The organism is Desulfobulbus sp. (genome assembly GCF_031547805.1).
GTDB lineage: Bacteria > Desulfobacterota > Desulfobulbia > Desulfobulbales > Desulfobulbaceae > Desulfobulbus.
The window spans coordinates 53,533-78,993 of record NZ_JAVBRQ010000012.1; the positions used below are offsets into that span (position 1 = coordinate 53,533).

The following is a 25,461-nucleotide window of genomic DNA, read 5'->3' on the forward strand; positions in this document are numbered from 1 at the left end:
TGTGCAATGATTTCTGCATGTTTCTCTCCAGGCTCATCATACACCCCTTTCCGGGTGAAGAAGCCGGGCTCCTCGAGGTGCTCGACTCTATCCGTGGACTGGTTGCCGTCAATATCGACTGCCTGGAATGCCGCCTCACCATGGAGGTGGAGCGAGAGACCATTTGTTACACCGAGCGCTGGCGTTCGTGGGAGGCCCTTGAGCAGCATCTCCGCTCCCCCCTGTATTCCAGGGTGCTGGAGGCCATGGAGATGTCGCGGACCCCGCCGGAGATAACATTTTTTGCGGTCCAGGCGATCGGAGGGTTGGAAGTGGTGGAAAGGGCCCGGTTGCATACCGCCACGCTCCGGGAGAACGAACCGTCCGGGCACCCGGGCCAATTATAACAACAAACCGCCGGCCAACGGTCCGGCAGGCGAACGAAGGAACTTGTCGGGAGAAATCAATGCAAAAACCACAACAACGTGTCAATCGGTCCCAGCTCCGTTGCCGGATCGCGCATCTGGCGGCAGCGGCACTTCTCGCAGGCACGGTCTGCTTCACCGCTGGCTGCAAAAAAGAGGAGCATAAAGCCGGGCCCATGATCCCGACGGTGGAGACCATTACCGTTTCCCAGCGGGACGTGCCGGTGAAGAAAGATTGGGTGGGCGTGCTTGACGGCATGGTCAACGCGACCATCCGGCCCCAGGTCACGGGCTACCTCATTCGCCAGAGCTACAAGGAAGGCGAAGAGGTGCGCAAGGGACAGGTGCTGTTTGAAATCGATCCCCGTCCTTTCCAGGCCTCCCTGGACAAGGCCAAGGCCCAACTCTTCCAGCAGATCGCCCGCCACGAGACCGCCAAGGCCAATCTGGCCCGCATCCGCCCCTTGGCCGCAAAAAACGCGGTTAGTCAGAAGGATCTCGACGATTCGGTGGGCACCGAACTCTCGACCCGCTCCGCGGTGGAAGCGGCTGAGGCGGCGGTGGAGGAAGCCAAGCTGAACTTGAGCTTCACCAAGATCAGCTCGCCGGTGGACGGAGTCGCCGGCCTGGCCAAGACCCAGTTGGGCGATCTGGTGTCCCCGGGAATGCAGGAAGAGTTGACTGCGGTCTCCACCCTCGATCCGATCAAGGTCTATATCAATATCAGCGAGCAGGAATACCTGACCGGCTTCAAAACCGAAAAACACGTCGACAAGCTGCCGTTGGAGCTCATCCTGACCGATGGCAGCGTCTATCCGCACGAGGGCTACTTTGCCGTCATGGACCGACAGATCGACCCCACCACCGGCACGATGAAGATCGGCGCCCTCTTCCCCAACAAGGAGAATCGGCTGCGTCCCGGTCAGTACGGCCGGATCCGGGCCACGGTCCGGGTGGAAAAGGGAGCCCTGCTGGTGCCCCAACGGGCGGTTATCGAGGTTCAGGGCCGGTACCTGGTGGCCGTGGTGGGTAGCGACAACAAGGTGGACATCCGGCCGGTGCAGGTGGGGGCCCGGATCGATTCCGACTGGATCATCGACCAGGGCCTCAAGCCCAACGAACAGATCGTGGTCGAGGGTGTCCAGAAAGTGCGGACCGGCATGCCGGTGAACCCCAAACCGTTCGCTCCGGCGGCCAAGACCGTCGCCGCCCCGGCTGAGAAGAGGTAAGTCATGGCCAGATTTTTCATCAACCGCCCCATTGTGGCCATGGTGATCTCGATCCTCATGGTCATCATCGGCCTCGTCGCCATGAGCGGCCTGCCCACTGCCCAATTCCCCGATATCGTTCCGCCGGAGATCAAGATTTCGACCACCTACACCGGTGCGGACGCGCTCACCCTGGAGCAAGCCGTTGCCACCCCCATCGAGCAGGAGATGTCGGGCGTGGACAACATGAACTACATGTATTCGATCAATGCCAATAACGGCGACACCAAGCTGACGGTCAATTTCGACGTCAAAACCGACGCCAACACCGACCAGTTGCTGGCACAGATGCGCGAAGGCCAGGCCGAATCGCAGTTGCCCAGCGATGTCCGCAACTTCGGCGTCAAGGTGGAAAAATCCACCTCTTCGCCCCTGATCATGTTCGGCATCTATTCGCCCAACGGCACCTACGACAACGTTTTTCTCGCCAACTACTGCTACATCAACATCAACGACCAGATGACCCGGATCAAGGGTATTGCCAGCGTCACCATCTTCGGCGCCGGCAAATACGCCATGCGGATGTGGGTCAAGCCCGACCAGCTGGCCAAGCTCAACATCACCATTCCCGAAATCGTCAACGCGATCAACGCGCAGAACACCGTCAACCCCGCCGGCCAGGTGGGCGCGGAACCGGTGCCGGCCGGCCAGGAATTCACCTACGCGGTCCGGGCCCAGGGGCGCCTTCAATCGGTGGAGGATTTCGCCCGGGTGGTGCTGCGGGCCAATCCGGACGGCTCCCTCGTCCGGGTCAGCGACGTGGCCCGGATCGAGCTCGGTGCCCAGACCTACAGCATGGAAGGCCGGCTCAACGGCAAGCCCAGCGCCCTGATCGCCCTCTACCAGATGCCGGGCAGCAACGCGGTCGAAGCCGCCAACGGTGCCAAGGAGCTGATGAAGGAGCTGAAAAAACGGTTCCCGCCCGATCTCGACTACGTGGTCAGCCTCGACACCACCCTGGCGGTCACCGAGGGCATCAAGGAAATCGAGCACACCCTGTTCGAGGCCCTGGTGCTGGTCATTATCGTGGTGTTCATCTTTCTGCAGGGCTGGCGGGCCACCCTGATTCCGCTGCTCGCCGTGCCGGTTTCCCTGGTGGGCACCTTCATGTTCTTTCCGCTGTTCGGCTTCTCGATCAACACCCTGTCGCTGTTCGGCCTGGTCCTGGCCATCGGCCTGGTGGTCGACGACGCCATCGTCGTGGTCGAGGCGGTGGAACACCACATAGAACAGGGGCTCTCGCCGAGGGACGCCACCTTCAAGGCTATGGAGGAGGTCTCCGGGCCGGTCATCGCTATCGCCATCATCCTGGCGGCGGTGTTCATCCCCACCGCCTTCATCCCCGGGATCACCGGCCGGCTCTACCAGCAGTTCGCCCTCACCATCGCCTTGTCGGTGATCATCTCCGCCTTCAACGCCCTGACCCTGTCGCCGGCGCTCTGCTCCCTGCTGCTCAGGCCCAAGAGCAAATCAAGAGGCCCGCTGCAGAAATTCTACGACTGGTTCAACCGGGTCTTCGGCCGCACCACCAACGGCTATGTCGGTTTTTGCCGGATGGCGATCCGCAAGAGCGCGGTCAGTCTCATCTTTCTGGCCGGGATGGCCGTGCTGGCCGGTTTTTTCGGCAAAACGGTGCCGACCGGCTTCCTCCCCGAAGAGGACCAGGGGTATGTCTTCGCCGGCATCCAATTGCCGGACGCCGCCTCCCTGCAGCGCACCCGTGAAGTCACCAAGCAGGCGGAAGAATTGATCATGAATACACCGGGGGTGAAATATTGCACCTCGGTCATCGGCTTTTCCCTGCTCAGCCAGGTCACCAACACCTACAGCGCCTTTTTCTTCATCACCCTGGAGGATTGGGCCGAGCGCAAGCAGCCCGAGGTTCAATACGAGGCAATCAAGCAGGCACTCAGCAAGAAACTCGGCGGACTCAGCGGCGCCATCGGTTTTGCCTTCTCGCCGCCGGCCATCCCCGGTATCGGCACCTCGGGCGGGGTCACCTTCATGCTCGAGGACAGGGCCGGCAAGGATATCGATTTCCTGGCCACCAATGTCAACAAATTCATCGAAGCGGCCAAGAAACGGCCGGAGATCGCCAGCATCTCGACCACCTTCCGGCCGACCGTGCCCCAGCTCTATGTCGATGTCGACCAGGACAAGGTGCTCAAGCAGGGGGTCAACGTCAACGATGTCTACAAAACCCTGCAAAGCTTCATGGGTAGCGGTTTTATCAACTATTTCAACAAATTCGGCCGTCAATGGCAGGTGTACATCCAGGCCGAGGGAGAATTCCGCAGCGATATTGAAAACATCGGCCAGTTTTACGTGCGCAACCAGGACGGCAAGAGCGTGCCGCTTTCGGCCCTGACCACGGTGAAGAATATCACCGGGCCGGAGTTCACCATGCGCTACAACCTCTACCGGGCCGCGCAGATCAACGCCAACGCCACTCCGGGCTACAGTTCGGCCCAGGCGATGAAGGCCCTGGAAGAAGTTTTTGCCGAAACCATGCCCACGGAAATGGGTTTTGACTACATGGGCATGAGCTTCCAGGAATGGCAGGCGCAGAAAGGGGTTTCACCGATGGTGATCTTCGGTTTCTCGCTGTTGTGCGTCTTTTTGATCCTGGCCGCCCAGTATGAAAGCTGGTCGCTGCCCTTTTCGGTGCTCCTGGGCACGCCGATCGCGGTAGCCGGGGCGTTTGCGGCGCTCTTTCTCAGGGGCCAGGAAAACAACGTCTATGCCCAAATCGGCCTGGTGATGCTGATCGGCCTTTCGGCCAAGAACGCCATCCTCATCGTCGAGTTCGCCAAAATGGAATACGAAAAAGGCAAACCCCTCATCGATGCCACCCTGGAAGGCGCCAAGCTGCGCCTGCGGCCCATCCTCATGACTTCGTTCGCCTTTATCCTCGGGTGCGTGCCGCTGGCCACCGCCTCGGGCGCCGGCGCGATTTCGCGCCAGGTCATGGGCAACGCGGTTATCGGCGGCATGCTCACCGCCACCTGCATCGGGGTCTTCCTGATTCCGGTCACCTTCTATGTGGTCGAAAAATTGAGCCATTCGAAGAAAAAGGCAGCCGGCACCACCAACGGCAAGGAACTCTCCTCGCCTGCCGACGAAAGCAGCAAGGGAGGCGGTCATCATGCGTAACCTTCGGTTCTTTCTTCTTCTCACCCTTGCCATGGGCGGCGTTGCCGGCTGCACCGTGGGGCCGGACTACAAACGGCCGACGGTGGATGTCCCCGTTGATTGGCGTTTGCCGGAGCACGAGGCACGGCAATTGGCCGACACCGATTGGTGGCGCCAATTCAACGACCCGGTGCTCGACCAGTTGATCGCCACCGCCTTGCAGGAAAACAAGGACCTCTTGATCGCCGCGGCTCGTATCGAGGAATTCGCGGGCCGCTACGGCATTGTCCGGGCGGATTTCTTTCCCCAGGTGGGCGCCAGCGCCGACTACACCCGCCAGCGGGTGACCGAAACCGGGGAAAACGCGCTGGTCCCCGGCTACAAGGTGACCACCAATTCCTTTTCCGCCGCCCTCAACGCGGGCTGGGAAATCGACCTGTGGGGCCGCATCCGCCGCAGCACCGAGGCGGCCCGGGCCCAGTTGATCGCCAGCGAGGAAGGTCGGCGGGCGGTCGTCCTGACCCTGGTCAGCAATGTCGCCGGTGCCTATATCAATCTCCGCGACCTCGACCGGCAGCTTGAAATCAGTCGCAACACCGCTAGAAGCCGGGGGGAATCCTACGCCCTGTTCCAGGAGCGGTTCAACGGCGGGATCGTTTCCGATCTCGAACTCAGCCAGAACCGCTCCCAGTACCAGGAGGCCCTGGCCTCCATTCCGCCGCTGGAAAAGGCGATCGCCCAGCAGGAAAACAGCCTGTGCGTGCTGCTTGGCCGCAATCCCGGCCCAATCGCCCGGGGCAAAACCATCGACGAGCTTATCCTGCCCGTCGTGGCGGCCGGCATCCCCTCGGATCTGCTCGAACGCAGGCCCGACATCCGGCAGGCCGAGCAGAACCTGATCGCGGCCAACGCCCAGATCGGCGTGGCCAAGGCAGCCTATTTTCCCACCATCTCCCTTACCGGCGCCCTGGGCACGGCCAGCGGCGAACTCAGCGACCTGTTCAAGGGGCCTTCGCGGATATGGCAGTACAGCGTCCCGGTCTCCATGCCCATCTTCACCGCCGGCAAGATCGCCGGCAGCGTGCGGGAGGCCGAGGCCCTGCAACAGCAGGCCCTGCTCGGCTATCAGCAGGCGATCCAGAACGGCTTCCGCGAGGTGAACGACGCCCTGGTGGCCCAACAGCAGACCGACAAACAGCTGGAAACGCAAAAAAGCCAGGTGGCCGCCCTGCGCCAGTACGCCGACATCGCCCGCCTGCGCTACGACAACGGCTACACCGACTTTTTGACCGTGCTCGACGCCGAGCGCAGCCTCTTCAGCGCCGAATTGTCCTATGCCCAGACGCAAGGGGAACTGCACCTGGCGCGAATCGCCCTGTACAAGGCGGTCGGCGGTGGCTGGGTGGACAAGGCCGACGCGCTCTCCCAGCCGCTTCCCGCAGAGACGGCGGCCGGGCAGGCGAAGACGGAAAAAAACCGGGCAGACGAACGAACGAAAAAATAGCTTCGCCGTACGATCGAACAGAAGGGCTCAGTTCCGGCCGCATCTGAAACACACAAGCCATACCACCACAACCAATCGGAGGGATCTATGAACAAGCTGTTGAACACCGCAATAATGGCGCTGTTGGCCGCAACCCTGATCTCCTGCGCCCAGCACGAAACCACGGGCCCGACTTCGCAGGCTCCCGCCAAGGACGCGAACGCCTCGACGCTCGACATCCAGCGCTCCACCGCCCGCTCGACCACGGCCACGGTCGAGGCCGTCGACCTCAAGACCAGAATGGTCAAGCTGCGGAGCTTCGAGGGCAGGCTTTTCGATATCCATGTGGGCAAGGAGGCGGTCAACCTGAACCAGGTCAGGCGGGGCGACACGGTTGAAATCACCTATGCCCAGGAGCTGGAAGTGCGGATGGCCGAACCGGGCGAGGTGCTCAACGACGTCACCCGGGTGATCGGCAACGCCGAACCGGGCGCCAAGCCAAGAGGCATCGGCGTCACCGAAGCCCATGTCACCGCCACCATCATGGATATTGACAAGACTGGCGAGAGCGTACTCCTGAAGTTCGCCGACGGTGTGGTCACCTCGGTCAAGGTGCAGAATCCGGCCAACCTCGACAAAGTCAAGGTGGGCGACACCATTGCCATCACCTATATCGAGGCCATCGACATTGTCGTTAAAACCAAGAAACGCTGAACCGGCCGTGTTCCGTGACGCCGGCCAGCCCGCCGCGGACGCGGACAACATGCGGGCCCCAAATGGACAACCACCAACAAGGAGTCATATATGAAAACCGCAAGCATCATGCATTCCGCCCTGAAAATGCGAGGGATCATGCTCGCGTCTCTGTGCATCGCCATCGCGGTGCTGGCCCTGCTTCCGCCCACGGTCGCACGAGCCGACACCGCCGCGGAAATCAACCGCGATGTTGACATCGCCTTGCAATCACTCTACAAGAGCACACCTTCTGCCCGGAAGATGGCCGGAATTGCCAAGGGCATCCTGGTCTTCCCCGACATCATCAAGGGCGGTTTCATCATCGGCGGCCAATACGGAGAAGGCGCCCTGCGGGTGGGCGGCAGGACCACGGGGTATTACCGGTCCATCGCCGCTTCCTACGGCCTGCAGGCCGGGGCGCAGAAGTTCGGCTATGCCCTGTTTTTCCTGTCCGACGATGATTTGAAGTACCTGAAGAAAAGCGATGGTTGGGAGCTTGGCGTCGGCCCCACCATCGTGATCATGGACGAGGGCATGGCCCGATCGTTCTCCACGACCACCGCCCATGCCGGCACCTACGCCTTCTTTTTCGACCAGGAGGGTTTGATGGCCGGCATCGGTATCCAAGGCAGTAAGATTACGCCATTTCATCCGGGGAAATAGGTTCCTCGGTCAATCTCAGGAAAGGACAACGACCATGAAGATACACCACGTACTGATGACAGGCCTGCTGATCCTGGCCTGCGGCACACTCATCGGCTGCGCCTCCTCGAAGGCAAAACCGTCCGGTTTTCTCGGCACCTACCCGCAATTTCAGCCCGGGCCATCCGACGGGATCGACCAGGTCTACACCAAGCCGGGAATGGAGTTGGGCAAATACAACAAGGTGATGATCGACGAAGTGCAATTTTTCCTCAAGAAAAACGGGGCTGACCAAGGCCTCCAGGCCAGCGACATGAAGGCGTTGTCCGACTCCTTCCATCGCTCCATTTTCGAGGCCCTGGGCAATGCCTATCCCCTGGTCACCGAACCGGGGCCGGATGTATTGCGCATTCGCATGGCGATCACCGATATCGAAACCAGCAGCCCGGTCATGAACGGCATCACCACCGTGATTCCGGTGGGTCTGGCGATCAGCGTGGCCAAGAAGGCGACGACCGGAGGGTATACCGGCGTGGGCGGCGCGAGCATGGAGGTGGAATTGCTCGATTCCCTGACCAATGAGCGTCTGGCCGCCGGCATCGACACCTTCGACGGCTCGAAGATGAGCGGGTTCAGCAAGCTGGGCTCCGCCGAGGAAGCGTTCGAATTTTGGGCGAAGCGGCTGCGGGTCACCCTGGACAAGACCCACGGCAAGATGGCCCAGTAACCTAGCCGCCCTCAAACTGAACACAAGGAGAGAGAGATGAACACCATGCAGATGCTCAAGCTGACGGTGCTGGCTTGTGGCGCGGCCGGAGCGGTTTTCCTCGCTCCCACCCGCCCGGCGGGCGCCGCCGGGATGCTCGAACTGGACATGGATACCGTGCCCACGATCATTGGCGTGGCCGTCGGCGCCATGCCCGACTATCGCGGCTCGGACGACTACACCGTCGGGTTCGCGCCCATGATCCGCTACACCTTTTCCGGCCAGGAGCGCTACATTCAACTGATGGCCAATGAATTGACGATCAATGTCCTTGACGATAAAATGTTTCGCTTCGGGCCCTTGGCGAATTACCACTTCGGCCGCACCGACAGTGTCGACGATCCCATGGTCAGCAGGATGCATGAAATCGACGACACGGTCGAACTCGGCGCCTTCGCCGACATCGTCTGGACCCTGGCGGACGATCCCCGCCACCGCTTCATCCTCGGCGCCAGGCTCTACCAGGATGTCGGCAACGAAAGCGACGGGTTCCGCGCCAATGTCGGCTTCCGCTACTGGCTGCCGGTGGCGAAACCGGTCGATTTCAATCTCAGCGCCGGTGTCATCTACCAAAACGACGACTATGCCAACCATTACTTCGGCGTCAACGCCGACAACGTCGGCTCCTCCGGCTTGCCCTTCTTCAATGCCGGAGCCGGGGTGAACGAGTACTACATGGTCGTGGGCGGTCTCTTTTACTTGAACAAGAACTGGTTGATGACCGTCGGCGTGCGCGGCTCCGTCATTGCCGGCGATCCGGCCGACAGCCCGATCGTCGACCAACGGGGCGACGCGACCCAATGGATTGGCGGCATCGGCATCGGCTACGCCTTTTGGTGAGCAAAAACTCAAGGCCCGAATCCCCGCCAAGGTCCGCGGATCTTGGCGGGGCCGGGCCGCAAACCCGCCGGACGGTCCCAGACCCGCCGGCGCTCTTTTTTTCGTTTTTATGAACTCGCATTCCACTTCACGCCACCGGCATCCGCAGCACCGGCTCCCCGAGCGGGCAGAGCCCGCCGATGCCGCCGCTTGTGCATCCGGCCATAGGACAGAGCCCTTCCTGGTCGCCTGCCCCAACTGCGACCTGCTGCACCGGCTCGCCCCGCAGGGGGATGCGACCCTGCTCTGTTTCCGTTGCGGCGCCGTGCTGTACCGCGACAAACCCAACAGTATCGAACGGGGCCTGGCCCTGACCCTGACCGCCCTGGTCCTGTTCGTCCTGTCCAACTGTTTTCCGTTTCTGGCAATGAAAAGCGGCGGCCTGGTCCAGGAAACCATCCTGCTCACCGGCATCCGCGAATTATGGAACGAGGGCATGCAGGGACTGGCCTTCCTGGTGCTGCTGACCTGCGTGCTGGTACCGCTGGCGCAGATGCTCGGCCTGCTCTATATCCTGGCACCGCTGTACGGCAACCGTCCGCCTGCCCGCCACGCGGGCCGGGTGTTCCGCCTGGTGCAGGAAGTCGCTCCCTGGGGGATGATGGAAGTCTTTTTAATCGGCGTCCTGGTCGCCCTGGTCAAGCTGGGCCACATGGCGACCATTGTTCCCGGCGTTTCGGTCTTTTCCTTCGCCGTCCTGATCTTTGTCATGGCCGCCGCCTACTCAAGCCTCGATCCGCCATTGCTCTGGGATCGCCTGGATTTGCGCCGATGAACGCCCAACTTCTCACCGCCCGGCAACTGGGCCTGGTCAGCTGCCACGACTGCCGCCTGCTGATCGAGGCGCAACAGGTCCACGCCCACCCCCACTGCCCCCGCTGCGGCGCCCACCTGCACCTGCGCAAGCCCAACAGCCTGGCCCGCACCTGGGCCCTGGTCTGGGCGGCTCTGATCTGCCTCGTTCCGGCCAATCTTTTGCCGATGACCATCACCACCGCCCTGGGGACCAAGCAGGCCGACACCATCATGAGCGGGGTGATCTACTTCATGCAGAGCGGTTCCTGGGAAGTGGCGACGGTGATCTTCGTCGCCAGCATCTTCGTGCCGTGTGCCAAGCTGCTGATCCTGATTTACCTGCTGCTGAGCGTGCGCTTCCGCTCCGCCTGGCGGCCAAGGGACCGGACCGTGCTCTACCGCCTGACCGAACTGGTCGGACGCTGGTCCATGGTCGATATTTACGTGGTCACCATCCTGGTGGCCCTGGTGCGACTCGGCGCCATTGCCGCCATCGAGGCGGGACCGGCGGCCGTTTATTTCGCGGCGGTGGTGGTGATCACCATGTTCGCCGCCGAAAGTTTCGATCCACGATTGATATGGGATGTTGTTGAGGAGGATGTATGAGCGACGGCTCACAACTCGAGCGCCACGCCGCGACCGCAGTTATGCAGAAAAAACGAAGGGTTTCTCTGGTCTGGATTGTGCCCCTGGTGGCCCTTGTCCTGGGCGGCTGGCTTGCGCTCAAGGCGATTCGGGAGAAGGGACCGACCATCACCATTACCTTTGCCACTGCCGACGGTCTGGAAGCCGGCAAGACCAAGATCAAGTTCAAGGATGTCGAGATCGGCGAGGTCGAGACCATCAACTTGAGCGAAGACGCCTCCAAGGTGGTGGTCACCGCCAAGATGATCAAGGGCAGCGAACCCTACCTGACCGATCAGAGCAAATTCTGGGTGGTGCGTCCGCGCATCAGCGGCGGTTCGGTTTCCGGCCTGGGCACCGTGCTTTCCGGCGCCTATATCGGCATCGACGGCAACCGGGCCGGTTCTCCGGCCCGCGACTTCATCGGCTCGGAGGTGCCGCCGGTGGTCACCGTCGGCCAGCCGGGACGGCATTTCGTCCTCAAGGCCGACGAACTGGGCTCCCTCGATATCGGCGCGCCGGTCTATTACCGGCAGATCCAAGTGGGCCAGGTGGTGGGCTATGGCTTCGATCCGGACGGCAAATCGGTCGACGTCAAGATCTTCATCGAGGCGCCCCACCACACCCAGGTCACCGAGAACACGCGCTTCTGGAATGCCAGCGGCTTCGATATCAGCCTCAACGCCCAGGGCCTCAAAGTCGAGACCCAATCCATGGTCTCGATTCTTTCCGGCGGGATTGCCTTCGACCTGCCCAAGGATAGCCCACCGGGCGGTGCGGCCGCGGATAACGCCACCTATTACCTGTATGCCGACCACGCGGCCATTCAGGAGAAGAAATACTCGATCCACAACTATTACGTATTGCTGTTCGACGAATCGGTACGCGGGCTCAGCGTCGGCGCACCGGTGGAACTCTACGGCATCAAACTCGGGGAAGTGGTCGATCTCAAACTCGAATTCGATGCCAACCGGAAGAAGTTCCTGGTGCCGGTCACCGTGGTGGTGGAACCGGAGCGGTTGGGCGTCGCTCAGGTCAACAAGGCCAAGGAACTGTTTGCCGGCGATCCCGAGGCCCTGACCAAGATGCTGGTGGAACAGCAGGGGCTGCGGGCGCAGTTGCAAAGCGCCAACCTGTTGACCGGGCAGATGATGATCAACCTGGTTTTTCTCCCGGATGCCCCCAAGGCGACCATCACCACCCGCGACGGCCTGCGGGTGATCCCGACCGTACCGGGCTCGTTTGAACGGATGCAGGAAGGGCTTGGCAAGATTGTCGCCAACCTCGAGAAGGTCAAGTTCGACCAGATCGGCGGCGAACTCGCCCAGACCCTGAAGGAAGCGAAAAACACCCTGGCCGAACTCAGCGCCCTGACCAGGAAAGTCAATACCGAGACCACGCCCAAGCTCCAGGCCACCCTGGTCGAATTGCAAAAAACCCTGGTGGAAGTGCAACAGGGAGTAGGCAAGGATTCGCCCTTGAACTATACCGCCACCAAAACGCTGGAAGAACTGTCCCTGACCTTGCGGTCGCTGCGTGAACTCGCCCAGACCCTGGACAACCAGCCGCAATCGATCATTTTCGGCAAGGAGAAGCAAGCCAATGAATAAATCCCTGCACCTACTTGTGGCCGTGGCCGGCGTCCTGTTCGCGCTGGCCGCGGGCTGCGCCCCGGCCTCGGCCCCGGTCTCCTACCACAGCCTGGTGGCGGCCGATCCCGCGCCTCACGTCTCGGCGCCGCAGGAGAGCCGGATGGCCCTGGTGGTCGGGCCGGTTTCGATTCCCGATCTGCTCAAGAACTCGCAGATCGCCACCGGCGGCACGGGCGGCCGATACCGGCTCAGCGAACAGCATCGGTGGGCCGGCGAGGTCGACCGCGAATTCGCCCGCGCCATTGCCGAACAACTGGTTCGCGGGCTGGACACCGAGCAGGTGTCTCTCTATCCCGCCGGGCAATACCTGCAGCCGAAGCTGCAGATCGTGCTCGACGTCGTGGCCATGGAGGGCGAGCTGGGCAAGGAAGCAAAGCTGGATGTGCGCTGGTCGCTGGTCGACCCCAAAAGCAAGACCGCGTTGCTGACCCGCCGCACAACGCTTGCCGAACAGCCGGCCGACAGCGGCTACGACGCCTGGATCGAGGCCCAGCGGCGCAACATCGCCAAGCTGGGCAAGGAAATAGCGGCCGCGATTCGCGCAAGCCGCTGAGCAGGTCCCGGCGGACGAAATCCGTCGACCGCGCGCGGCGGACCACGCCCCTGGCCGCGAGGAACAATCCATTCAGATCGGGAGGCTCGCCCCACCATGACCCATCATCCTCCGGAGATCGTCCGTTCCACCCTGGCGGTTTTGTTCATCGGCCTGCTGATCGGCACCTCGCTGTGGATTCTGCGCCCCTTTCTCTTTCCGCTCGCCTGGGCGGTCATGATCGTGATCGCCACCTGGCCGCTGATGCTGAAGGTGCAGCGGATATGCGGCAGCAGGCGATGGCCGGCGGTGCTGCTGATGTCGCTGGCGCTGCTGTTGCTGTTGGTCGTACCGCTCTCGCTCGCCCTGGTCACCCTCCTCGACAACACCAGCGACCTGGCCGCGATCCCCGACAAGCTCAAGGCCGTCGAATTCGGCGCCCCGCCCGCCTGGTTTGACAAGGTCCCGGTTTTTTCCCAGCAGCTCATCGAACGCTGGCAGCAGCTTTCGGCGATCAGCGCCCAGGAACTCACCGCCAAGCTGACTCCCCACGTCCGCACGGTCCTCAAATGGGTCGTGGGCCAGGTGGGCAGCATCGGCCTTTTGCTGGTCCAGTTTCTGTTGATGGTTGTCCTGGCCGCGATTCTCTACGCCCAGGGCGAGCAAGCATCGGAGCTGGTGCGCGCCTTTGCCCGCCGCTTGGCCGGCGAGCGCGGCCACGCTGCGGCCCTGCTGTCGGCGGCGGCCATCCGCAGCGTTGCCATCGGCATCGTCGGCACGGCGACCATCCAATCGGCGCTCGGCGGCATCGGCCTGATCGTGGTCGGGGTGCCGGCGCCTTCCCTGTTGATCGCGGCGATGTTTCTGCTGTGCATCGCCCAGATCGGCCCCGGCCTGGTGCTGTTTTCCACCGTGATCTGGCTCTACTGGAGCGGCGATGCCCTGTGGGGCACGATCCTCCTGGTCTGGTCACTGCTGGTGGCGGTCAGCGACAACATCGTGCGCCCGCTCCTCATCCGGAAAGGGGCCGATCTGCCTATGGTGCTGATCCTGGCCGGAGTGATCGGCGGCCTGATCGCCTTCGGGGTGATCGGCCTGTTCCTCGGCCCGGTGATGCTGGCGGTCACCCACACCCTGCTGCTGGCCTGGATCAAGGGCGCGGAGACCGCGATACCGATCGTTCCGGAGGAGGAGAACAATGGTTGAGACGAACAATCGAGTCGTTGCAACAAAAGACATCCTTGCCGCCGGCCAGGCTTCCGAATCGCCCCGATGCGGCCCGACAATCGCGCCGGGAGCCCATCCGGGCCCATTCCGACATACTCTTTCCGCCCAAGCGGTGTTGCCGACGCCTGTCCCCAACGGACAGGCCCGGTGATCGGTGCACACTGTTTTTCCCTTGAAGGCGGACACCGAACCCCACACGGAGGACCACAATGAAAAAAGCAAAAGCAGCCAAAAAAGAACCCCTTGCCGAAAAGCTCGACCGCAAGACCTACGAGCGGGAGATGGCCAAGCTGCACGGCGAATTGGTCAAACTGCAGCAATGGGTGGTGCACAAGGGACTGAAGGTGTGCATTGTCTTCGAAGGACGGGACGGCGCCGGAAAAGGCGGCACCATCAAGGCGATCACCGAGCGGGTCAGCCCGAGAATATTCCGGGTGGTCGCTCTGCCCGCGCCCACGGAACGAGAAAAATCGCAGATGTACGCCCAGCGTTACATCCCCCACCTGCCTTCGGCGGGGGAGGTCGTGATCTTTGACCGCAGCTGGTACAACCGGGCCGGGGTCGAGCGAGTGATGGGCTTTTGTTCCGACGAGCAGGCCAAACGCTTCCTTACCATGGTTCCCGCCTTTGAACGAATCATGCTGGAATCCGGGATCATCCTGCTCAAATACTGGCTGGAGGTCAGCCCCGGGGAACAGACCAGACGGTTGACCTCCCGGATCGACGATCCCCGGAAAACATGGAAGCTTTCGCCCATGGATCTCAAATCCTACGACCGGTGGGACGACTACACCCGGGCGCGCGACGAGATGTTCGCCGCCTCCGACACCTCGTGGGCGCCCTGGCACGTGGTCCGCTCGGACGACAAGAAACGGGCGCGGCTCAACACCATCAGCCACCTCCTCCACTCCATCGAATACAAGGAGTTGAAGAAGGAAAAAATAGAACTGCCCAAACGGAAAATCGGGCACGACTACGAAGAAACGGGCTACCAGTTCAGATTCATTCCGGAACTGTACTGACCGGCCCCGGGGCACAAGCGGCAACGCGGATAACGATACGGGAGGACAAGATGCTGAAACAAATGGAAGTCGACGGCCAGGCCATTGAAAAGCTGAAACGGGCCTTTGCCTACAAACTGTTTTTTCAGCAGGGTTCGCTCCCGATCTCCGCCTCGCTCAACGATTATTACCTGGCGGTCAGCTGCACCCTCAGGGACCGGATGCAGGCCCTGTTCATCAATACCGTGGCGGCCATGGCCGAAAAGAAAAGCAGGATCGTCTGCTACCTTTCCGCCGAATTCCTCATGGGGCCGCACCTGCTGAACAACCTGATCAACCTCGGCCTGTACGACGCTTTTGCCCGGGCAACGCGGGAAACGGGACTCGACCTGCAGCAGATTATCGAGCACGAGGAGGAGCCGGGCCTGGGCAACGGCGGCCTGGGCCGCCTGGCCGCCTGCTATCTCGATTCCATGGCCACCCTGGAAATCCCGGCCATCGGCTACGGCATCCGCTACGAGTTCGGGATGTTCGACCAGACCTTCGAACAGGGGTGGCAAAAGGAGTTGAGCGACCGCTGGCTGTTGCCGGGCAATCCCTGGGAATTCAAGAAATCCGACCTGGCGGTGGAAGTGGGTTTCGGCGGCCAGACCGCGACCTTTACCGACCAGGAAGGCCGGGTGCATGTGTGCTGGACGCCGGGCTCGGTGGTCAAGGGGATTCCCTACGACACCCCGGTTCCCGGCTACCGGGTGAATACGGTCAACATGCTCCGCCTGTGGAGCGCCGAGGCCCCTAAGAGTTTCGATTTCGACGACTTCAACGTCGGCGACTATTTCGGCTCGGTGGAGGAGAAAATCCAGGCGGAAAACATCACCAAGGTGCTCTATCCCAACGATCAGCCGTTCCAGGGCAAGGTGCTCCGTCTGCGGCAGCAGTACTTTTTCGCCTCCGCCTCGCTCCAGGACATGATCCGGCTGCACAGGATGCAATACGGTGACCTGGACGGCTTCCACCAACATTTTGCGATTCAGCTCAACGATACCCATCCCGCCATCGCGGTCCCCGAGTTGATGCGCCTGCTGGTGGACGTGCACGGCTATGCCTGGGACCAGGCCTGGGCCATCACCTCGATGACCTTTGCCTACACCAACCACACCCTCCTGCCCGAGGCCCTGGAAACATGGTCCGTCGACCTGCTGGGGCAACTGCTGCCCCGGCACCTGGAGATCATCCTGGAAATCAACCGCCGCTTCCTGGACACGGTCCGCAGCCAGTACCCCGGTGACGAAGACCTGATCCGCCGGGTGTCGATCATCGACGAAAACGGAGAGCGTTGTGTGCGCATGGCCCATCTGGCCTGCATCGGCAGCCACAAAATCAACGGCGTGGCCGCACTCCACACCGAATTGCTCAAGCAGCACACCCTGGCCGATTTCCACCGCCTGTGGCCGGAGAAGCTGGTCAACGTCACCAATGGGGTCACGCCGCGGCGCTGGATGGCGCTCAGCAACCCCGGCCTCACCGAGCTGATTGCCTCGGCCATCGGCGAACAGTGGCTCACCGATCTGGACCGGCTGCGCGAACTGGAGCCCCTGGCCAACGGGCCCGCGTTCCGGGAGCGTTGGCGGGCGATTAAGCACGACAACAAAATCCGGCTGGCCCGCATCCTGCGGGAACGTACGGGCATCGTCCTGGATCCGGCCTCCCTGTTCGATATCCAGGTCAAACGGATTCACGAATACAAGCGCCAGCATCTCAACCTGCTGCACATCATCACCCTGTACAACCGCCTCAAACGCGACCCCGGCCTGGACCTGACGCCCCGCTCCTTCATTTTCGGGGGCAAGGCCGCGCCCGGCTATTTCATGGCCAAGCTGATCATCAAGCTGATCAATTCGGTGGCCGAGGCGGTCAATAACGATCCGGACGTCGACGGCCGGCTGCGGGTGGCCTTTTTCCCGGATTTCAACGTCAAGAACGCCCATGCCATCTACCCGGCCGCGGACCTCTCCGAACAGATCTCGACCGCCGGCAAGGAGGCCTCCGGGACCGGCAACATGAAGTTCGCCATGAACGGCGCCCTGACCATCGGCACCCTGGACGGGGCCAACGTGGAGATCCGGGACCAGGTCGGCGCGGAGAATTTCTTTCTGTTCGGCATGCGGGTCGACGAGGTGGAGGCCCTTTGGGCCGCCGGCTACCGGCCCCGGTCGATCTACGAGGCCAACGAGGAGCTGCGGGCCGCGATCGATCTGATCGCCGACGGCCGCTTCTCCGGGGGCGACCGGCACATGTTCAGGCCCCTTATCGACTCGCTGCTCGAACACGATCCGTTCCTGGTCCTGGCCGATTACCAGGCCTATCTCGACTGCCAGCAGCAGGTGGGCGCGATGTTCCGCAACCAGGAGCAATGGTGCCGGATGTCGATCCTCAACGTCAGCCGCATGGGCCTGTTTTCCTCGGATCGTTCGATTGCCGAATACTGCGAGAAGATCTGGCAGGTGCGGCGGTCGCCGGTCGCCCTCAAGTGGGAACGCCTGCCCAGCCAGGGCATCGTTTTCCCGAAACGGCCGGCAGCGCCGAGGTTTTAACCACTTACTTTTCAAGAGAGCAATCGGCAACAGAGCGCGCCACCCATGTCACAGTCCATCCACCTCTCCCGCACCCATGCGCTTACCAGGCTGCTCAAACGGTTCGTTCCCGGCCTGCTGCCCCTGGTGCGCTACCAACGATCCGACCTGCGGCACGATTGCATCGCCGGCTGCTCGGTGGCCGCGGTGGCCCTGCCGGTGGGCATCGCCTATGCCGCAGTCGCCGGCGTTCCTCCGGTCTACGGCATCTATGCCTCGTTGCTGCCGCTGTTTGCCTATGCCCTGTTCGGCTCGTCGCGGCAACTGATCACCGGGCCGGACGCGGCCACCTGCCTGATGGCGGCCTCCGCCATCGGTCCGCTCGCCGGGGGCGATCCCCAACGGTATATGGAGCTGATGATCTCGCTCACCCTGATCACCGGCCTGTTCAACATCGGCTTCGGGCTCTGCCGGTTCGGCTTCATGGCCAACTTCCTCTCCCACCCCATTCTCATCGGCTACCTGAACGGCGTGGCCCTGATCGTGCTCGCCGGCCAGTTGCCGGCGCTGTTCGGCTACCAGGGGGGCGGAGGCCATTTTGGGGACAAGCTCCTGGATTTTATCGACAAGGTGCCCGCCACCCACGTCCCCACCCTCCTGCTCGGCATCGTGGCGATCGGCATCCTGCTGGGATTCAAGCGATGGGCCCCTCGCCTGCCGGCGCCCCTGATCGTCGCGGTCCTCGGCATTGCCGCGGTGTATCTGCTGCAACTCTCGCCCAAGGGCGTCGCGGTCCTGGGCGCGGTCCCGACCGGATTCCCCTCCCTGCATCTGCCCGGCTTCGATCCCGCCCGGTTCGAGACCCTGATCCGACACGCCGCCGGCATCGCCCTGATCAGCTTTGTCAGCGGCATCATGACCGCCAAGAGTTTTGCCCGCCGCAACCACTACCCCATCGATGCCAATCAGGAGTTGATCGCCTTTGGCGTCTGCAACATTATCACCGGGCTGGCCCAAGGATTTCCGGTCACCGGCGCGGATTCCCGGACCGCGGTGAACAGCGCCATGGGCGGCCGGACCCAGCTGGTCGGCATCGTTGCCGGCGGGGTCATCCTCCTGTTCCTGCTGTTCTTCACCGCGCCGTTGTCCTTGCTGCCCACCGCCGTTCTGGCGGCGATCATCGCGGTCTCCTGCCTCGGCCTCTTCGATTTTGCCTCGCTGCGGGAGCTCTATGCGGCCAGCAGGCGGGAATTGGCCTTTTCGCTGGTGACCACCGCAAGCGTGCTCTACTTCGACGTGTTGCCGGCGGTCAGCTTTGCCGTGATGTTCACCTTTCTCTGGCTGTTGCTCGCCGCCTCCCACCCCCGCGACGCGGTCCTCGGCCAGGTTCCCGGCAAATCGACGTTCCACAGTATCGCCGACTATCCCAACGCAATCACGGTCCCCGGCCTGCTCATCTACCGCTTCGAGGGCAACGTGGTCTTTTTCAACAGCGATTATTTCAAGGAACGTCTGATGTGCCGAATCACCGCGGCCAAGACGCCGGTCAAATGGGTGGTGGTCGACGCCAGCCCGATCAGCATGATCGACATTACCGCCCTGCACAACCTGATCGATCTGACGGAAGAACTCAAGGAACGCGGCATTCAGTTCAAGTTTGCCCGGGTACGGCGATCCTTGCGCAGTTTTTTCGATATCCATTGGCTCAAGAGCAACCCCCTGATCAACGACGCCCCCCGATACGACAGCCTGGACGCGGCGACCGAGGCCTTTGTCCGGTGGGAACAGGGCACAAGCGACACGGCGAAAGCCGGTCCGTGACGGATCCGGAGGCCGCCCAGCCGGCCGCATCCGTTTTTTGCACCCCAAGGAGGTGATCCATGGACCACAACGACAACAGCACCGGCATCGGCGGCTGGCTGCGGAGTGTCTGGCGGACATTCCAGCCCCGGGAGCAGGAACAGGATCCCATCTTCCCGATGACGGACCAGGTGGTGCAGATCGCCGATCCGGTCATCCGCCAAGCGAAACGATACCGCGAGTCGCTGCACGATCCGGTGGCCAAGGCCATGGCCTATTTCCGCGTCCTGATCGACGAGGTGCCGGGCCCCGTGCTGCTGGCGCCGAACCGCTATTACGACGACCCCCTGGTCAAGGCGCTTTTCGCCTCGCCCGACGAACTGGCCGAGGTGTTGCGCCTCAGCCCGGAGATCAACAAACTCAGGCAAAACGGAACCCAGGGCGAGATGGTGGCCCTTTTGACCATGCGGCAGAACGAGCGGACCCTGTTCGGCCATAAGCAGGAAGGCGAACTCTTGCTGCGGGATGTGCGCCAGCAGGCAATCAGCTTTTCGGACCACCGCATCGTTGCCCCGACCGGCGACCTTGCCTCCACCAAGGAGGGCATCGTCAGCCGGGGGATCGAGGTGCTGGCCATGGTCGCCATGGAACGGATCACCGCCTTGCGGGCCCGCAAGTCGGAACTGCAGGCCAAGAAGGAATATCTCCAAGGCATGGTCAAAATCCTGGGTGGCCGGACCCATCGCCAGGAACTGTTTACCGGACCCACGGGACAGAACCGGGAAGAATTACACAAGGTTGAAGAAATGTTGACCGAAACCAACCGACAACTGGAGGATGCGGGCAGCCAAATCGGCCTGCCGGAACAGTCGCTCGACCACCTCGCGGCGGTCTTACGCGAGCCGGAAAAACTGCTGAGCGTGCATCAGCAAACCCTTCGTTTGAACTGGATGGGGGTGCGCGTCGGCAACGAACCGGGCAATGACGGCCACGACATCACCCTGGCCGAATTTGCCCTGGAAGAGGCCCGACGCTGGGCGGCGCTGGTGCGGTTCACCGTCGCCTCGCCCCCGGAGCCATGACCCCGCTTCCCGGCTACCCGCCGCTCGCGCGCACGGAATCGGGCGAATGATGAAGATTAATTCCATGCCACCGGAGCCGGGACCGATGACACGACCTATCTTTTCCCGTATCAAGGCGTTGTTCACCATCTTTTCTTTGATTGGAGGTGCATCATGAAAACACGTTTATGGCTTTTTCTCCTGGCGTTGCTGGTGCTGCCGGCCGGCATGCCGCCCCTGCTGCAGGCCGCCGACCAACCGGCCGGCGATCCCGGCTGGCCGCGGACATTCATGCAAGACGGCAAGGAGTTGACCATCTATCAACCCCAGATCGATTCGTGGGAAAACTACAAGAAATTGCATGTCCGTTTCGCCATTGCGGTCAAGCCGGCCAAGGCCAAGAAGGAGACCTTCGGGGTGGCCGAGATAGAGGCGGACACCGTGGTGGACCAGGCCACCCGGGTGGTTGCCGTCATCCCCAAGAAGCGCGACCTGCGCTTTCCCAACACCACCGATGCCGAGGCCGACGCCCTGCGGCGCACCGTCGAGGAGTTGCATCCCCCGAGCCAGGGCCTGACCCTGTCGCTGGACCGAGTCCTCGCCTATCTCAATCCGGATCAACAGCAACTGCAGCACGCGGTGCAGCTCAACCTCGATCCACCCAAGATCTATCACAGCAGCAAACCCGCGATCCTGGTCATGATCATGGGCCAGCCGCAGTTGAAACCGGTGCTCAAGGACAAAAACGACTTGATGTTCGTGGCCAACACCAACTGGGACATCCTCTACGATGTCGCCGGTCAAAGTTATTACCTCCTCAACCGGGACGGCTGGCTGACCACCAAGGACTTGCTCAAGGGCCCTTGGAGTCCGGCCGCAAATCTGCCGCCGCTGCTCTCCACCCTGCCGAATGACGACAACTGGGGAGACGTGCGCCAGAACGTGCCAGGCAAGCCGGTCAAGGAGATGCCCGAGGTGCTGGTCAGCACCGGTCCGGCCGAGCTGATCCTGACCCAGGGCGACCCGACCTATCGCCCGATTGCCGAGACCAAGCTGATGCAGCTGACCAATACCGACGCGGTGGTCTTCCTCAATTCGGGCGACGCCCAGTATTACTTTCTGACGGCTGGTCGTTGGTTCCGCTCAGCCAGCCTGGACGGCCCCTGGGCCATTGCCAGCAACGACCTGCCCCAGGATTTCGCTAAAATACCCGAAAACGACCCGGCAGCATTCGTCAAGGCATCGGTCCCCGGCACCACCGATGCCAAGGATGCGGTCCTGCTCGCTTCCATCCCCACCACCAAATCGGTGGATGCCAACTCCCAGCCGAAACTGCAGGTCGCCTACGACGGCCAGCCCAATTTCCAGCCCATTCCCTCCACCACCGTCCAGTACGCGACCAACACCTCAAACGCGGTCTTTCTGGTCAACGGCGCCTACTACTGCTGTGACGGCGGCGTGTGGTACACCGCCAACTCGCCTTCCGGACCATGGCGCTATTGCACCAACGTGCCGGCGGCGATCTACACCATTCCTCCTTCCCACCCCGCTTACAACGTCACCTACGTCACGGTGCAGGACAGCACGCCGAGTACCGTGGTCTACTCGCAGACCGCGGGATACAGCGGTGAATACGTCGCCGCCACCGGCGTGTTGATGTTCGGGGCGGGCATGATCGCCGGTGCCCTGCTCGAGGATCACTGGGATGACGATTATTACCACTATCCGGTCCCCTATTCCTACGGATGGGGCGCGAGCTACAACTATGCCTACGGCGGCTATTACCGGCCGCCCTATGCCAACTATTACGGGCCGTACCGCGGTGCCGGATTTGCCACTGCCTACAATCCCGTCACCGGCACCTATGCCCGCGGCGGCTACGCTTACGGACCGGCCGGCGCCGCCTCCTGGGGCCGCGCCTACAACCCCACCACCGGAGCCCGGGCCGCCGGAGCCCGGGTCGATACCTTCTACGGTTCGGCCGGCAGGTTTGCCGGCTACAACCCGACGACCGGCACCGCCGCCCGGGGCGGCTACCGAAGCAATGCCTACGGAGCCGTCGCCGGCGTGCAGACCAACAGGGGAACCGGAGCGCTCGCCTGGAACACCGCACACGGCGAAGGAGCGGTGGTCAAGGGCCGGGATGGCAACGTCTATGCGGGCCGGGACGGCAATGTCTACCACCGGGACAGCAACGGCAATTGGAGTACCAATTCCGGCAACGGCTGGCAATCGGTCAATCGACCCGAACCGAGAAGCGCCGTGCAGCAACGCACCCAGCAACGGGCGGACACGGTGCAGGCCAGACGCTCCCAGGTGCAATCCCGAACCGCAGGCAGGCAGGATTGGCCCCGGGTGCAGCAGCCGTCGGCCAACAGGCAATTCGGTACCCGCACCCGCGAGCTGGACTCGCAAGCCTTTGCACGCTCGCGCGGCAACCAGCTCAGCGAACGCCGGTCGAGCTTTGCCGCCCAAATGCAGAACCGTCCGAGCCGCGGCGCTCAACTCAGCCAACCCAGATGGCAGGGTCAGCAGCGCGCCATTGGCGGAGGTGGCAGCGGCCGGGCCATCGGTAGCGGGCGCGGCGGCCATGGGGGTGGCGGATTAAGAAGATAGCCCTCATCGTTCGTGCAATGAAGAGAGGGCCTGCTCCCCTGGCCAGGCCCTCTCTCTTCCTGCCGGCGGCATCCGACGCCAACGGCAGGGGACCCATGGTGGAGGTTCGTTCTCTGTTGTTTTTTTCGTTTTATGCGCCCGATTCGGCCTCGGGCAACCCATTGCTTGCAATCGGATGGGCTGCCACCTCTTCGCTCCCCTCTTTCTCATTTTCCCAATCGCCACTTTTGATTATTGTGGCAGCCATCGTTCTTTTGCCGCATTGTGCCGGCTTTTTGCCGACATGATTTCGTCCGCACCAACACCCCGCCGAGGAGATTCGCGATGAAGCTTGAAAGTAAACGTTTTGCGCAGGCGGCAAGCATTTCGGGCATCAGCCCGGAAGACTTGACCGCTTTTTTTTCCGTGGGCAAAGCGCGTCGCTACGCCCCGAACGAATGGCTCTTCCACGAATCCACTCCCCGGCAATGGGCCGGCCTGTTGCTGGAAGGCGAGGTCGAGATCGTCCTGGGGCTGCATGGATCGTCGCATCATGTCGCCACTTTGCTGGAGGGTTCCCTGATCAGCGAAGGGTTGCTCCTGGAGGACGAGGCCCATGGCAACGGCGCGTTCACGCGTGCCGGCGCGACGGTCTGGCAAATCGACAGGGAACAGTTGCTTGCCTTTCGCGATCGCCATCCCGAAACCTTCTACCGGATCGTCTCCCGGGTGGCGGTGAGCGTGCTCAGGAGAATGCGGCTGGTTTCCGAACGGCTGTATCAGAACAAACAGGGCACGAACCATGTCGGCGGCTACCGCCTGGAGCACGATTCGCTGGGACGGCGGGAGATATCCAATCAGGTGTACTATGGCGTGCAGACCCTGCGGGCCATGGAAAATTTTGCCATCTCGGGAGTTTTCGTCCGCAATTTCGAGCATCTGATCGAAGGACTGGCCATGGTGAAAAAGGCGGCGGCCATGGCCAACCGCGACTTGGGACGGCTGGATGTCGCCAAGACGCAGGCCATCTGCGGGGCCTGCGACGAGCTCCTCAAGGGACGACTCCACGACCAGTTCACCGTCGACATGTTCCAGGGCGGAGCCGGCACGTCCACCAACATGAACGCCAACGAGGTGATCGCCAACCGAGGCCTGGAACTGATGGGCCACCGGAAAGGCGAGTACGAGCACCTCCATCCCAACGATCACGTCAACTGTTCCCAATCGACCAACGACGCCTATCCCACTGCCATCAAATTGGCGGTCCTGCTCTCGTGCCGCAACCTGATCCGGGCCATGCGGGAGCTGGAACGGGCCTTGAATGACAAGGCCGAAGCCTTCAAGGATGTCTTGAAGATGGGCCGCACCGAAAACCAGGACGCGGTGCCCATGACCCTGGGCCAGGAGTTCAGCGCCTACGCGGTCATGATCGGCAGCGCCATGCGGGCGGTGGAACGCGGCGCCGAGGAACTGCTGGACATCAACATGGGGGCCACCGCCATCGGAACCGGCATCACCAGCCCGCCGGGCTATGCCGACCTGATTACCAGCAAACTGGCCGAAGTAAGCGGCTTTGCCCTGCGCCGCGCCCCGAACCTGGTGGAAGCCACCCAGAACGCCGGCGTCTTCGTGCAGATGTCGGCCGCCCTGAAGCGGGCCGCGGTCCAGATTTCGAAGATCTGCAACGATCTGCGCTGGCTCTCATCAGGGCCGCGCTGCGGACTCAACGAAATCAACCTGCCGCCCATGCAGCCGGGATCGTCGATCATGCCGGGCAAGGTCAACCCGGTCATTCCCGAGGTAGTCAACCAGGTCTGCTATCAGGTCATGGGGTACGATATGGTGGTGTCGATGGCCGCCGAAGCGAGCGAGCTGGAGTTGTGCATGGCCGAACCCGTGATCGCCTACGACCTGCTGCACGGGATGATGATTTTGAAAAACGCCTGCGTGATGCTGGTCTCGCGCTGCATCACCGGGCTTGAGGCCAACCGCGACATCTGCCGCAAGTATGTCGAGCAAAGCATCGGCCTGGTCACCGCCATGGTGCCGGTCCTCGGCTACGAGCAGTCGGCCGCCATCGCCAAGGAAGCCCTGAAGACGGGCAGCAGCGTGTACGACCTCATTTTGGACAAGGGCCTGCTCTCGAAAACGCAACTGGACGACATGCTCAGGCCCGAAAACATGACCGACCCGCGGGAGATTGCCAACGGGATCTAAAAAAGAAGGGAGGCGGCACCATGCCGTCTCCCTTCGTCCATCCCGGAAAACTTTGAACACGCCTGCCAGAGGAAT

General features: G+C 62.3%; 19 protein-coding genes. All 19 read left to right on the top strand.

Annotated elements, in window-relative coordinates:
- The first annotated feature begins 17 nt into the window (after window positions 1-17).
- Window positions 18-386: a hypothetical protein gene (locus RMR13_RS04220; RefSeq protein WP_310599393.1), complete on the top strand. Its 369-nt coding sequence runs from the start codon at window positions 18-20 to the stop codon at window positions 384-386.
- Window positions 387-580: 194 nt separating this feature from the next.
- Window positions 581-1,633, top strand: coding sequence for an efflux RND transporter periplasmic adaptor subunit (locus tag RMR13_RS04225; RefSeq protein ID WP_310599394.1), 1,053 nt, complete (start codon window positions 581-583; stop codon window positions 1,631-1,633).
- A gap of 3 nt (window positions 1,634-1,636) precedes the next feature.
- A complete protein-coding gene (locus RMR13_RS04230; protein ID WP_310599395.1) occupies window positions 1,637-4,825 on the top strand; it encodes a multidrug efflux RND transporter permease subunit in 3,189 nt (1,062 codons plus the stop codon).
- Entirely contained in the window at window positions 4,818-6,308 is a 1,491-nt protein-coding gene (locus RMR13_RS04235; RefSeq protein ID WP_310599396.1) for an efflux transporter outer membrane subunit, read from the top strand. Before RMR13_RS04230 ends, RMR13_RS04235 begins: the two co-directional genes overlap by 8 nt.
- Window positions 6,309-6,395: 87 nt before the next feature.
- The gene (locus tag RMR13_RS04240) at window positions 6,396-7,001 is read left to right on the top strand and encodes a hypothetical protein (RefSeq protein WP_310599397.1); all 606 of its coding nucleotides are present in this window, start codon (window positions 6,396-6,398) and stop codon (window positions 6,999-7,001) included.
- Between the two features lie 90 nt (window positions 7,002-7,091).
- The gene (locus tag RMR13_RS04245; protein WP_310599398.1) at window positions 7,092-7,685 is read left to right on the top strand and encodes a twin-arginine translocation pathway signal protein; all 594 of its coding nucleotides are present in this window, start codon (window positions 7,092-7,094) and stop codon (window positions 7,683-7,685) included.
- Between the two features lie 34 nt (window positions 7,686-7,719).
- Entirely contained in the window at window positions 7,720-8,391 is a 672-nt protein-coding gene (locus RMR13_RS04250) for a DUF3313 domain-containing protein (RefSeq protein WP_310599399.1), read from the top strand.
- Between the two features lie 36 nt (window positions 8,392-8,427).
- Window positions 8,428-9,270, top strand: coding sequence for a MipA/OmpV family protein (locus tag RMR13_RS04255; protein WP_310599400.1), 843 nt, complete (start codon window positions 8,428-8,430; stop codon window positions 9,268-9,270).
- Window positions 9,271-9,379: 109 nt separating this feature from the next.
- The gene (locus RMR13_RS04260) at window positions 9,380-10,084 is read left to right on the top strand and encodes a paraquat-inducible protein A (RefSeq protein ID WP_310599401.1); all 705 of its coding nucleotides are present in this window, start codon (window positions 9,380-9,382) and stop codon (window positions 10,082-10,084) included.
- The gene (locus RMR13_RS04265; RefSeq protein WP_310599402.1) at window positions 10,081-10,710 is read left to right on the top strand and encodes a paraquat-inducible protein A; all 630 of its coding nucleotides are present in this window, start codon (window positions 10,081-10,083) and stop codon (window positions 10,708-10,710) included. The genes RMR13_RS04260 and RMR13_RS04265 overlap by 4 nt, the downstream gene beginning before the upstream one ends.
- Window positions 10,707-12,338, top strand: a complete 1,632-nt coding sequence (locus RMR13_RS04270) for an MlaD family protein (protein ID WP_310599403.1) — start codon at window positions 10,707-10,709, stop codon at window positions 12,336-12,338. The genes RMR13_RS04265 and RMR13_RS04270 overlap by 4 nt, the downstream gene beginning before the upstream one ends.
- Entirely contained in the window at window positions 12,331-12,933 is a 603-nt protein-coding gene (locus RMR13_RS04275; RefSeq protein ID WP_310599404.1) for a PqiC family protein, read from the top strand. Before RMR13_RS04270 ends, RMR13_RS04275 begins: the two co-directional genes overlap by 8 nt.
- Before the next feature lie 96 nt (window positions 12,934-13,029).
- Window positions 13,030-14,118, top strand: coding sequence for an AI-2E family transporter YdiK (ydiK, locus tag RMR13_RS04280; protein WP_310599405.1), 1,089 nt, complete (start codon window positions 13,030-13,032; stop codon window positions 14,116-14,118).
- A 230-nt stretch (window positions 14,119-14,348) separates the two neighbouring features.
- Window positions 14,349-15,161 (top strand): polyphosphate kinase 2, encoded by an 813-nt coding sequence (ppk2, locus tag RMR13_RS04285; protein WP_310599406.1) that lies wholly within the window; start codon window positions 14,349-14,351, stop codon window positions 15,159-15,161.
- Window positions 15,162-15,211: 50 nt separating this feature from the next.
- Window positions 15,212-17,734 (top strand): glycogen/starch/alpha-glucan phosphorylase, encoded by a 2,523-nt coding sequence (locus tag RMR13_RS04290; RefSeq protein ID WP_310599407.1) that lies wholly within the window; start codon window positions 15,212-15,214, stop codon window positions 17,732-17,734.
- Window positions 17,735-17,779: 45 nt separating this feature from the next.
- Window positions 17,780-19,534 carry a SulP family inorganic anion transporter gene (locus RMR13_RS04295; protein WP_310599408.1) on the top strand — a complete coding sequence of 585 codons (1,755 nt, stop codon included), beginning with the start codon at window positions 17,780-17,782 and terminating at the stop codon, window positions 19,532-19,534.
- 59 nt (window positions 19,535-19,593) lie between these two features.
- On the top strand, window positions 19,594-20,595 hold the full coding sequence (locus RMR13_RS04300) for a hypothetical protein (RefSeq protein WP_310599409.1): 1,002 nt from the start codon (window positions 19,594-19,596) through the stop codon (window positions 20,593-20,595).
- 153 nt (window positions 20,596-20,748) lie between these two features.
- Complete coding sequence (locus RMR13_RS04305; RefSeq protein ID WP_310599410.1) at window positions 20,749-23,190, top strand: hypothetical protein; 2,442 nt, start codon at window positions 20,749-20,751, stop codon at window positions 23,188-23,190.
- Between the two features lie 324 nt (window positions 23,191-23,514).
- Window positions 23,515-25,386: an aspartate ammonia-lyase gene (aspA, locus tag RMR13_RS04310; RefSeq protein ID WP_310599411.1), complete on the top strand. Its 1,872-nt coding sequence runs from the start codon at window positions 23,515-23,517 to the stop codon at window positions 25,384-25,386.
- Window positions 25,387-25,461: the final 75 nt, after the last annotated feature.